This window comes from Cryobacterium sp. Y57 (assembly GCF_002929505.1).
Lineage (GTDB): Bacteria > Actinomycetota > Actinomycetes > Actinomycetales > Microbacteriaceae > Cryobacterium.
On record NZ_PJJL01000065.1, the window covers coordinates 23,229 to 34,910 of the forward strand.

Sequence of the window (11,682 nt, forward strand, 5' to 3'; positions counted from 1 at the left end):
TAACGCGACGGCGGAGTGCAAACTACCCGGTAACCTTGATGAAGCGGTATGCGCGGGTGGGAGATTCTCCACTTTCGTACCGAGACTATTGTCCCGGAACCAAAGAGTAGCCTAGCAGAGGAATGCAGTGAGCCAAAGTTTTGAGCACGATACGGGTTTTGAGCAGAATGCGGATTTTGAGCGGGAAACTGATTTTGAGCGGGATGCTGCCCAGGCAACACGCGATATCGCCGATGTGGCCGCTGTGGAGATCATCACCACGGCCGCGGTGCACCTCATGAGCGCGGCCGCCGTGAAGTGTGGCCTCGCCGAAGATCCCGACGCCCAGATCGATCTCGACGAGGCGCGCAAGCTCATCACGGCCCTCGCCGGACTGGTCACGGCGGCTGCCCCCGATATCGCCGACATGCACGCCCGCAGCCTGCGGGACGGCCTGCGTTCCCTACAGCTGGCGTTCCGCGAGGCGTCCTTCGTGCAAGATCCAATCGGCGAGGGCCCCGGTGAGAAGTACACCGGCCCAGTCACCTAACCGTGTGCCTGGCAGTCTCAGGTCTGGCAGTCTCAGGTCTGGCAGTCTCAGGTCTGGCAGTCTCAGGTCTGGCAGCGCGGGCACCAGTAGGTGTCGCGCAACTCGAGTTCGGTACGGCCGAGCCGTCCCTTCCGGATGCGGCTGCCACACCGCCGACAGGGCTGCCCGGCCCGCCCGTAGACCCAGAGCTGGGATCCTCGGCGCAGGTTGCCGGTGGTCGTGCGCTCGTCACGGTCTTTATTGGCCACGAGCAGGCGCCGGGCGAGCATCACGAGTCCGGCGAGGTCAGTGACCTCAGCCACGGGCCGGTTCGGCAGCAATCCGCGTAGAAAACAGAGCTCGTTGACATAGACGTTGCCCAGCCCGGCCAGATTGCGCTGGTCAGCAAGGGCTACGATGATCGGCTGCTCACCGTGGGCAGCAAGGCGCCTGGTGGCCTCGGCAGCGTTGGCTCTGCTCCACTCGGCGTCGAGCAGATCGGATCCAAGGTAGCCGACCACCTCGGCTTCAGCCCGGGTCGGCACGAGCTCCAGCACGCCGAGTTCGAACCCCACGGCAACCCACTCGGTCGTCTGCAGCACGATGCGTGCCTGAAACGCCGGCCGCTGCCACCGCGTGCCCGGTCGATACAGGTGCCAGGCACCCTCCATCTTCAAATGCGAGTGGATGCTCGTCTCACCGACCCGGTGCAGCAGATGTTTGCCGCGACTGACGACCTCGTGCACGGTCTGTCCCGTCAGATCGACCGTAGCGAAAGCGGGTACCCGAATGTCGCAGCCGGTCAGGATACTGCCGCCCAGGGCCTGGTCGAGGGAACGGGCGGTGCGGTAGACGGTATCGCCCTCAGGCACGCAGCCTCAGCCCTTTCGGGGTCTCGGTGAACCCGGCGGCGCGCAAGGCCCCGCCCACGGCGGTGCCGATCACGAACACGCCGTTGACCGTTTCCACCGCAATCCTCTGCACGCGACCGTTGGTGACCAGGGCGGCCAGGCTCACGGTGGCCGCCGTGAGCACCTGCTCATCCGTTTCAAAAGCAACCACGGTTTTACCGCCGCGCTCGACATACAGCACGAGGGCACCGTCGACAAGAACGACGAGTGCGCCCGCCTTTCGACCCGGGCGGTGGGTGGTGTCGCCAGGCAGGGTCGGCCACGGCAGCGCGGCGCCATAGGCGTTCGCCGGGTCGGTCGCGGCCAGGGCAACAGCGTCCAGGGGGGCGGTGTTCCTCACGTCCACGGACGTCTGGGACACGCCCACAGCGAACGTGCGCAGCCGGTCGATGGTGCCGCCGGTAGCGAACTGGGCTGCGCCGAGCCCCTCGATGAAGTAGCCGCGGCGGCAGCGGGCCATCTCTTCAAACCCGGTGAGGGTGCGGTAGACGAGTGAGAAACCGCCAATCACGCTTTCCGCCATTACCGCCCCCCGGGTCACCACGCCATAGCGTTCGAGCAGCGTCTCCCCCAGCGCGTGGGCGCGGCGGGTTGGGGACTCGTCGGCCACTGGAAGGATCGACCATCGGCCTGAGACCGTCGGCGGACCACTGCGACTCGGCAGGTTCGGCCGCGGCATCGACCGCCCGCGATGCAGACGGGCGCGCGGCGCGGCCCGGCTCTGCCGGTGGGCCGTGTGCCCGCCAGCCAGCAGCGACCGCACCGGAGCGAACGTGTCATTGTTGATCAGACCGGCCCAGACCAGGTCCCATAACGCCTGCACCAGTGCGGCGTCGTCCTGGCTGCCGACGGCGTCAGACAGCTGTCGGAAGAAGTATGCACCGCCACCGCCCAGGGTCGTCAGGATCTCCTGCTGTAGCGGCGTCGTCTCCGCATCGATGGGAAGCGGCAGGGTGAGTTGGGCCGTTTCGGCGAGGTGCAGACTGACCCAACCATCGTTGCCGGCGAGGGTTCCCGCGCCCGCCCAGAGCACCTCCCCCGCGTTGGTGAGTTCGTCGAGCATCCCCGGTTGGTAGTCGCTCACCCGGGCCGGCAAAATGAGCGTCTCCCAGGCGGACGCCGGAATGCGCGCCCCTTCGAGCTGTTCGACAACGGATGCGACGCCATCGATTCCGCGCAGCTTGCCGCCCACTTGCTGCCAGACCGGCAGGAACCGTCCAATGGCCTGCTGGTCCACCGGTTCCACCTCGTGCCTGAGCGCCGCGAGGGAACGACGACGCAGGCGCCGCAGCACCTCGGCGTCGCACCATTCCAGGCCGGAACCGTTCGGCCGGAATTCGCCGGCTACGACACGCCGGGCGTCGGCAAGGCGTTTGAGGGCAATCTGCACGACGGCGGTGCCGAGGCCGAATCGGTCGGCGACGGCGGCGGTGGTGAAGGGGCCGTGCGAGCGTGCGTAGCGGCTCACCAGATCGCCGAGCGGATCAGCCACGGATTCCGTAAACGCAGCGGACACCCCGATCGGCAGGGGAACGCCGAGAGCGTCGCGCAATCGGCTGGCGTCTTCGACCGCTGCCCAGCGTTCCTCACCGCCGATGCTCACGCGCACGGCGCGGCGCACGTCGACCAGAGCTAGCAGAGCCTGCTCGGCGGGAAGGACGGCGGGTGGGCTCTCCGCGAGCGGCAGGCCCTGCGCGGGCCGCGATTCCGGCGGGAGAATGAGCATCCGCTCGGCGACCTCGCTGGTGCTGAGCGGGCCCAGCGTGCGCAACAGATCGGCCACACCTTCCACGCCCTTGGCCAGGTAGTCCGGCGCGAGCCGTTGCAGTTCTCGGTCGGTTTGAGCGATGACGCTCGGGTCGAGGAGTTCACGCAGTTCAACCCGCCCCAACAGTTCAGCCAGCAGGCTCGAATCGATGGCGAGGGCGGTGGCGCGCCGCTCGGCGAGCGGGGTGTCTCCCTCGTACATGAAGGCGGCGACGTAACCGAACAGCAGTGTGCTCGCGAACGGGCTGGCGGTCTCGGTCTCGGTGTCAACCAGACGCAATTCGCGGGAGCCGATCTGCCGGGCCAGCGCCCCGAGGGCCGGAAGGTCGTACACGTCTTGAAGGCATTCACGCAGGGTCTCGAGAATGATCGGAAAGGTGGGAAAGGTACGGGCCACGTCGAGTAGCTGGGCGGCCTTCTGGCGTTGTTGCCACAGCGGCGAGCGCGCACCGGGTTTGTACCTGGGCAGCAGCAGTGCCCGGGCAGCGCACTCCCGAAACCGGGAAGCGAACAGGGCGGAGCCACCGACCTCGTCGATGACGATCTGCTCGAGCTCATCGGGGTCGAAAACGAAGAGTTCGCTGCCGGGCGGTTCGGTTTCGGTGTCGGGGATGCGCACGACGATACCGTCATCGCTGGCTACGCAGGAGCCGTCGATTCCGTAGCGTTCGCGCACGCGAGCACCCACGGCGAGCGCCCACGGTGCGTGCACCGGGGTACCGAACGGGGAGTGCAGCACAACCCGCCAGTCCCCCAGTTCATCGCGAAAACGTTCGACCACGAGGGTGCGGTCGGTCGAGAGCTGCCCGGTGACCGCGCGTTGCTCGGCGAGGAAGGCCAGCAGGTTGTCGATTGCGCGCTGGTCGAGGCCGCCCACCGCGCAGCGAGCCTGGGCTTCGATGGGCGGCAGAGCCCCAACCTCGCGCACGAACGCACCGATGGCCCGGCCGAGTTCGGCCGGGCGACCGAGGCCATCACCTTTCCAAAACGGAAGCCGCCCTGGCTGCCCGAAAGCGGGCACGACGAGCACCCGGTCGTGGGTGATCTCCTGAATACGCCAGCTCGTGGTGCCAAGCGCGAAGACGTCGTTCACCCGCGACTCGTAGACCATCTCCTCGTCGAGTTCGCCGACCCGTTTGCCGGTGATCTGTTCGCCGCCGACCATGAAGACGCCAAACAGGCCGCGGTCGGGAATGGTGCCGCCGCTCGTCACGGCCAAGCGTTGTGCCCCGGGCCGCCCGGTCAGTGTGCCATTGTCTCGATCCCAGACAATGCGGGGGCGCAGTTCGGCGAACTGGTCAGACGGGTAGCGGCCGGCGAGCAGGTCAAGGGTCGCCTCGTAAGCCGAGCGTGGCAAGGTCGCAAACGGCGCGCTGCGCCGCACCGTGTCAAACCAGGTTTCCACGTCGATGGGCTCGAGCGCGCAGGCTGCGACCGTCTGCTGCGCCAGAATATCGAGCGGGTTGGTGGGTACCCGCAGTGCTTCGATGGCCCCGGCCACCATGCGCTCGGCGGCAACCGCAGCGTGGATGAGGTCGGCGCGATGCTTGGGGTAGATCACCCCGCGCGAAACCTCACCCACCTGGTGCCCGGCCCGGCCGAGCCGCTGCAGCCCGCTCGACACCGATGGCGGCGATTCAACCTGCACGACCAGATCGACGGCGCCCATGTCGATACCGAGTTCCAGGCTCGAGGTCGCGACGACACAGCGCAGCCGCCCCGACTTCAGATCGTCTTCAATGAACGCGCGTTGTTCCTTGCTGACGGAACCGTGATGCGCCCGCGCGAGCAAGGGCGCGGCGCCGATGCTCTGCCCGCTTGCCCCCATCAACTCGGCCGGCGGGCGCACCGCGGCCAGCACACCGTGATCGGCCAGCTCGCCCTCGGCAACCGAAACCGGCACCAGAGCGGATGCCTCCGCCCCGGCCAGGCGATCGGCGTAGATTTCGTTGAAGCGCGCTGTCAGCCGTTCAGTCAGTCTCCGGGAATTCGCGAACACGATGCTCGAGGAGTGCGCCAGTACCTCGTCAACGATGGCCTCCTCAACGTGGGGCCAGATGGACCCGGTTTGCGCAGCAGCGGCCGACGTGACCCCTTCGCGTTGCGGCACCGGCCCGAGGTCGCTCATATCGTCGACCGGCACGACCACGCGCAGGTCGAACCGTTTCAGAGAGGGCGGCGCCACGATGTGAACGGGCGCGGCGCCACCGAGAAAGCGCGCCACTTCGCTTTGCGGGCGCACGGTGGCCGACAACCCGATGCGTTGGGCCGGGTGGTCGAGGAGCGCGTCGAGGCGTTCGAGCGATACGGCGAGGTGAGCGCCGCGCTTACTGGCTGCGACCGCATGTATTTCGTCGATGATGACCGTCTGCACATCGCTCAGCGATTCCCGAGCTGCCGACGTCAGCATCAGAAACAATGATTCCGGAGTGGTGATGAGGATGTCGGGGGGCGAGGAGATCAATCTGCGGCGGTCAGCGGTCGACGTATCTCCCGAACGCACACCGACCGTGACCTGTGGCGGCTGAAGTCCAAGCCGTTGCGCGGCACGGGTGATTCCCACCAGCGGCGCGGTGAGGTTGCGTTCGACGTCAACGCCGAGGGCTTTGAGCGGTGAAATATAGAGCACACGGGTACCCGTGTGCCGGGCACCGGGCTCGGCTGATGCCGGTGCTGACTCGTTCGCCAACTGGTCGATGGCCCACAGGAAGGCGGCGAGGGTCTTGCCCGATCCGGTGGGAGCCACGACGAGGGCGTGCGACCCTTGCGCGATAGCAGTCCACGCACCGAGCTGCGCCGCGGTCGGCGCGGCAAACGCCTCGGTGAACCAGGCCCGAGCCGCCGGGGAGAATTGATCGAGAATGTCGGTCATACCGTCATTCTCGCCTGCCCCACCGACAGTGCACTGAGCAGGTCCAATATCGGGTATCAGGCCGATGCGACGAGCTTGACGCTCAGCGAATCAACGCTGGTCGTAATGGTCTCGCTTTCCGACCAGCGCGTGCCGAGCCGAGTGAGGATGGCATCGAGGTCAGTCTGGGTGAGGCCGTCGACCAGTTCCAGTTGAACCACCAGCTCGGGGCCGGTGAGCCGGCCAAACGGGTCACCGGCAGAGAGCTGCACGGTCAGTACCGAAAGTTCGGTCGCGATCGATGCGGTGAAAGCATCGGCGACACAGTGACTGGCGTAACTCGGTGTCCACGGCAAGGACTGGGCGATGGCCCATAGGGCCGGACGGCGAATGACGAATTCACCGGGCGACGTCGGGTCGAGCACAACGAGGTCGGTATTCTCCTGCGCGGCGGCCAAGGCGACGCGCACAGCATCCGCTGGAACAGGCCGGGCGAGGGGATTCCAGGTCGTCATGGCGGCGGTTGACGTGAACGCAGGCAGTACGGTGCGGCCGTCCGGGCCGGCCACGGTGATGATCGACAACTCCTGGGTTTTGTCGATCGTCTGGCCGCGCCCGTTCAGGGCGGCATCGCCGAGTTTGGTCACCAGAGGAATGAGCAGGCGAGAACTGCGAATGGCGTCGATGACGCTCTCTTCCCCGGCCTCGCGCGCCTGGAACCGGGCGAGCGCCTCGGCAAGAGGCGCTGGCGCGGATCCGTCATCGCCGACATCGAGATTCGCTTCGAATTCGCGACCGACCCAAGGCTGGCCGGCGGAGTCGGCCATGTTGGCTGACTCGTTGTGATCGCCGGGTTGACCTGATGGCGCGGCACCATCCGGACGTCCAGAAGAGTCACCGGTGGACCCGAGGTTTCGCGCCTTCGCCATTAGTCCCCCGCGACGTCCAGTGCCTCAGCAAGGGTGAAGGCCCCCGCGTACAGTGCTTTGCCCACGATGGCACCTTCAAGCCCGAGCGGAACCAGGCGGCGCAGGGCGTCAATGTCATCGAGGCTGGAGATGCCTCCGGAGGCGATCACGGGTTTGCGGGTGCGGTCGAGCACCTGGCGAAGCAGATCGATGTTCGGACCCTGCAGGGTGCCGTCCTTGGTGACATCGGTCACAACATAGCGGGCGCAGCCGGCTTCTTCGAGACGTTCGAGCACCTGCCAGAGGTCTCCACCGTCTTGTGTCCAGCCGCGTGCGGCGAGGGTCGTACCGCGTACGTCGAGGCCAACGGCAACGGCCTCGCCGTATTGCGCGATAACGCTCGCCGCCCACTCTGGATTTTCCAGTGCCGCTGTGCCGAGGTTGATGCGCTTGACGCCCGTGGTCAGTGCCGCTTCCAGCGATTCATCATCGCGGATGCCGCCGGAGAGCTCGATATTGACGCCCTTGACCTGGCGGATGACCTTTTTGATCACGCCGGTGTTGTTGCCCCGGCCAAACGCTGCGTCGAGGTCGACGAGGTGAATCCACTCTGCACCCTGCCGTGCCCAATCAGCCGCAGCATCGACGGGGTCACCGTAGTTTGTTTCCGTACCGGCTTCCCCCTGCGTCAGACGAACTGCCTTACCGGCGGCCACATCGACGGCGGGCAGGAGGACGAGCCTCGGTATCTTATTGAACTCGCTCATTGGTGTCCTTGGTTGGTGCGGCCGCGTGTTGCGACCAGGTTCATACAGGTGCCGGTGATGGGTAGGCGGGAAAGTTTGGACTGTGAAGTCCAGGTGCACCGAGCTAGTCGCGCAGAGTGCCGATCCAGTTTTTCAACAGGCGGATGCCCGCCTCACCGGATTTTTCGGGGTGAAACTGAGTGGCGCTCAGCGGGCCGTTCTCGATGGCAGCCAAAAACGGTGCCCCGTGTTCGGCCCAGGTGAGCCGGGGTTCGGGAAACGGCGGCATAACCTCGAGCGTCCAGGACTGGGCAGCGTACGAGTGCACGAAATAGAACCGTTCCTCTTCGATTCCTCGGAAGAGCACGGAGTCAGGGGCGCTCGTGACGGTGTCCCAGCCCATGTGCGGCAGAATCGGTGCGGAAAGTTCGGTGACCGTTCCGGGCCATTCACCCAGTCCCACGGTGTCGATCCCACGCTCGACACCGTGTTCAAACATGACCTGCATGCCGACGCAGATGCCGAGCACCGGACGATCGCCAGCCAGGCGACGATCGACGATGTCGTCGCCGCGCACCGCCTTGAGGGCGGCCATCACAGCGCTGAATGCACCGACACCGGGTACGACGAGACCGTCGGCCTCGAGCGCGACGGTTCGATCGCTCGTCAGGGTGACGTCAGCGCCGGCCAGTTCGAGCGCCTTGACCGCGGAGTGCACATTGCCCGTGCCGTAGTCGAAGACAACGACCCGGCTCACAGGGCACCCTTGGTCGACGGGATGCCGTGCACCAGCGGGTCGAGAGCCTTGGCGAGGCGAAAAGCGCGGGCGAAGGCCTTGAACTCGGCTTCAGCGATGTGGTGGGGGTCGCGACCGCCCAGCACGGTGACGTGCACGGTCAACCCGGCGTGGAAGGTGATGGCTTCAAAGACGTGACGCACCATGGAGCCGGTGAAGTGTCCGCCGATCAGGTGGAATTCGAAGCCGGCCGGTTCGCCGGTGTGCACCAGGTAGGGGCGACCCGAAATGTCGACGACGGCTTGGGCGAGAGCCTCGTCGAGCGGCACCAGCGCGTCACCGTAGCGCGAGATGCCCGACTTGTCGCCGAGCGCTTGGCGAATAGCCTGGCCGAGCACGATTCCCACGTCTTCGACCGTGTGGTGTACGTCAATTTCGATGTCGCCGGAAGCACGCACAGTGAGGTCGCACAGCGAGTGTTTCGCAAACGCGGTGAGGAGGTGGTCGTAGAACGGCACCGAGGTGCGGATATCGCTGACGCCGGTGCCGTCGAGATTGAGCGAGAGGTCGATACTGGATTCACTCGTCTCCCGTTGCAGGTGGGCGACGCGGGGCGCGAGAATGCCGACAGGAGAACTCATACTGTTAGCTTATTCGCCTCGGGCCGAATCGGTTTGCCCGGACGTGCCTGCTCGCCCCAGGCGGCCCAGTGCCTCGAGGAACTGAGACGTCTCGTTCTCGGACCCGGCGGTCACCCGCAAGTGGCCGGCAATACCCACGTCGCGAATGAGGATTCCCTCAGCGAGCAACGCCTCGAAGGTTTCTCGCGGGTCGGCCACTCCTCCAAAGAGCACGAAGTTACTCCAGCTTCGGTGCGGGGAATACCCCAGGCGGGCGAGCTCGACCACGAGCCGGTCACGTTGCCCCCGAATATCGTCGACCATGGCGAGCATCTCGGCGCTGTGCGCCAGGGCGGCGTTCGCAGCGGCCTGAGTCAGGGCCGAGAGGTGGTACGGCAGACGGACCAGGCGAAGGGCATCCGTCACCGCCGGATCAGCAGCCAGGTAGCCGACCCGGGCACCGGCAAAGGCGAAGGCTTTGCTCATGGTTCGGGAGACGAGAAGCCGTTCCCGACCGGGCAGCAGGGTGACCGCGCTCGGGGTGCCAGCGGGCGCGAATTCGGCGTAGGCCTCGTCAACGACAACGATGCCGTCGGTCGCGTCGTAAACGGCGGCGATGGTGTCAAGCGAGAGCGGGGTGCCGGTGGGGTTGTTCGGGGAGCAGAGAAAAACGATGTTGGGGTTGATTCGGGTAACCTCGCTCACGGCGGTAACCGGAGAGAGCTCGAAGTCGGCGTCACGCGCGCCCGGAATCCAGGTGGTGTCGGTACCAGAGGCGAGAATCGAGTACATCGAGTACGTCGGGGCAAAGCCAAGCAGGGTGCGCCCCGGCCCGCCGAACGCTTGAAGCACCTGCTGGAGCACTTCGTTGGACCCGTTCGCCGCCCAGATATTGTCGGCGGTGAGCCCCGCACCGAGGTACAGCGCCAGCGCCTCGCGCAGCGCCGTGAACTCACGGTCGGGATACCGATTCACCGAGTGGATGGCTTCAGCCAGGCTAGCGAGGATGTCTTGCGCTACCGCATCAGGAATGGGGTGTGTGTTCTCGTTGACGTTCAGGGCCACCGGAACGTGCAATTGCGGAGCACCGTACGGGGTGAGGCCCTGCAGATTGGTGCGGAGCGGGAGATCTTCGAGACTGGTCACCCTCTCCATGCTACGGCCCTGTGCGTCTGCCGATACATTCTTAGGAGTCGGAGGGGATTTCCAAGCGCTGGCCCGGCTGCAACGTTTCAACAGCCAGGCCGTTGAGTCGTTTAATGTCGGCCACTACGTCGCGCGGGTCGGCCGACGGCGAAATGTCTTCGGCGAGGTCCCACAAGGTCTGGCCGGGTTCGACCGTGATGAACCGAGCAGAACCGACGTCGGTTGGCGAGTACGTGAGGGTCGTGACGATTCCGGAGTCGGTCGTGTATGACATGAGGTCGATGCCCGTGGCGGAGTCCGCCGCCCCGGCCGCACCCCCGTTGATGGCGAAAGACGCGGCGCCGATCACCAGCGGTACGGCAGCGAGAGTTGTGAAAACCACGCGACCGCGGCGGGTGAGACGAAGGCGCGGGACCGGCGTGGGGGCTGCCGAAACGGGAACTGTTGATGCACATGCTGTGGTCATGTCAAACCTCCAAGGTAGGCGCTTGCGAGTCTCGTATCCGAACCTCGGCCGGGAGGTCCGGATACGAAACTATGTTCCGAATATAACTTCGAATAATCGAACATGCAAGCTTTTTCTCGTCGTAGCCCGAAATTGAGCGCAACACACTCGAATAAGTGTTTGTTTCAAGGTATGGAACTGGATAAACTTTCGATAGGACAGTTGTTGCATTGACACTCAACCAGACACCACCGACATTCCCGCATGACACGGTTTCAGGCCAGGCGGGACCTACTCCAGGAGGGCACATCGTGACACAAGACACCAGTGGCACCCGCGACAAAGGCGGCACTCGGCGCCGCAAAAGTTTGAGCCAACGCCAGCTCGCTATTCTCGACGTGATCCAGCGCTCGGTGAGCTCGCGCGGTTACCCGCCGAGCATGCGTGAAATCGGCGATGCGGTCGGTCTCGCCTCCCTGTCGAGCGTGACCCACCAGCTCAATCAACTCGAACTCAGCGGTTACCTGCGCCGCGACCCGAATCGCCCCCGTGCCCTCGAAGTCCTCATCGAGATTCAGCGTGCCCCTGAAGACGTCAGCACCGGTGACCAGGACAGCTTTCACCCGGGCGTACAGGTCGGCGATGCTGCGATGGTACCCCTCGTCGGTCGCATCGCCGCGGGCATCCCGATCACGGCCGACCAGCAGATAGACGAGATCTTTCCGCTTCCCCGCCAACTCGTGGGGCAGGGAGAGTTGTTCATGCTCAAGGTTGTGGGTGAATCCATGATCGACGCCGCCATCTGCGACGGCGACTGGGTCGTTGTTCGTCAGCAGAAGACCGCAGAGAACGGCGAGATCGTCGCGGCCATGCTCGACAATGAGGCCACGGTCAAGGTCTTGCGGAAGCGCGATGGTCACACCTGGCTACTGCCACGCAACAGTAACTTCGAGCCAATTATCGGTGACTTTGCCGATATCCTCGGCAAAGTCGTCGCGGTACTGCGCTCGGTCTAGTCGTCGCGCTGATTGGTGTCGCACAACA

At 65.4% G+C, this 11,682-nt stretch carries 10 protein-coding genes; 2 read left to right on the top strand and 8 right to left on the bottom strand.

Going from position 1 to position 11,682, the window contains the following annotated elements; translation table 11 throughout:
* Nucleotides 1-226: 226 nt before the first annotated feature.
* On the top strand, nt 227-529 hold the full coding sequence (locus CXY72_RS08290) for a DUF1844 domain-containing protein (protein ID WP_104197145.1): 303 nt from the start codon (nt 227-229) through the stop codon (nt 527-529).
* A 62-nt stretch (nt 530-591) separates the two neighbouring features.
* On the opposite strand, the gene CXY72_RS08295 is transcribed toward CXY72_RS08290, so the two are convergent.
* The 8 genes from CXY72_RS08295 to CXY72_RS08330 form a co-directional block, all read right to left on the bottom strand.
* Nucleotides 592-1,380 carry a DNA-formamidopyrimidine glycosylase family protein gene (locus CXY72_RS08295; protein WP_104127225.1) on the bottom strand — a complete coding sequence of 263 codons (789 nt, stop codon included), beginning with the start codon at nt 1,378-1,380 and terminating at the stop codon, nt 592-594.
* Nucleotides 1,373-6,058, bottom strand: a complete 4,686-nt coding sequence (locus CXY72_RS08300) for an ATP-dependent helicase (RefSeq protein ID WP_104127226.1) — start codon at nt 6,056-6,058, stop codon at nt 1,373-1,375. Before CXY72_RS08300 ends, CXY72_RS08295 begins: the two co-directional genes overlap by 8 nt.
* Nucleotides 6,059-6,114: 56 nt before the next feature.
* Nucleotides 6,115-6,966 carry an SseB family protein gene (locus tag CXY72_RS08305; protein WP_104127227.1) on the bottom strand — a complete coding sequence of 284 codons (852 nt, stop codon included), beginning with the start codon at nt 6,964-6,966 and terminating at the stop codon, nt 6,115-6,117.
* The gene (priA, locus tag CXY72_RS08310; protein ID WP_104127228.1) at nt 6,966-7,712 is read right to left on the bottom strand and encodes a bifunctional 1-(5-phosphoribosyl)-5-((5-phosphoribosylamino)methylideneamino)imidazole-4-carboxamide isomerase/phosphoribosylanthranilate isomerase PriA; all 747 of its coding nucleotides are present in this window, start codon (nt 7,710-7,712) and stop codon (nt 6,966-6,968) included. The genes CXY72_RS08305 and priA overlap by 1 nt, the downstream gene beginning before the upstream one ends.
* 103 nt (nt 7,713-7,815) lie before the next feature.
* Nucleotides 7,816-8,448 carry an imidazole glycerol phosphate synthase subunit HisH gene (gene hisH / locus CXY72_RS08315; protein WP_104127229.1) on the bottom strand — a complete coding sequence of 211 codons (633 nt, stop codon included), beginning with the start codon at nt 8,446-8,448 and terminating at the stop codon, nt 7,816-7,818.
* On the bottom strand, nt 8,445-9,068 hold the full coding sequence (gene hisB / locus CXY72_RS08320; protein ID WP_104127230.1) for an imidazoleglycerol-phosphate dehydratase HisB: 624 nt from the start codon (nt 9,066-9,068) through the stop codon (nt 8,445-8,447). Before hisB ends, hisH begins: the two co-directional genes overlap by 4 nt.
* Before the next feature lie 9 nt (nt 9,069-9,077).
* Nucleotides 9,078-10,202 (bottom strand): histidinol-phosphate transaminase, encoded by a 1,125-nt coding sequence (locus CXY72_RS08325; protein WP_104127231.1) that lies wholly within the window; start codon nt 10,200-10,202, stop codon nt 9,078-9,080.
* Between the two features lie 31 nt (nt 10,203-10,233).
* On the bottom strand, nt 10,234-10,659 hold the full coding sequence (locus CXY72_RS08330) for a LysM peptidoglycan-binding domain-containing protein (RefSeq protein WP_104127232.1): 426 nt from the start codon (nt 10,657-10,659) through the stop codon (nt 10,234-10,236).
* A 290-nt stretch (nt 10,660-10,949) separates the two neighbouring features.
* Between CXY72_RS08330 and lexA the strand changes: the two genes are divergently transcribed.
* Complete coding sequence (gene lexA, locus CXY72_RS08335; RefSeq protein ID WP_104127233.1) at nt 10,950-11,654, top strand: transcriptional repressor LexA; 705 nt, start codon at nt 10,950-10,952, stop codon at nt 11,652-11,654.
* Nucleotides 11,655-11,682: the final 28 nt, after the last annotated feature.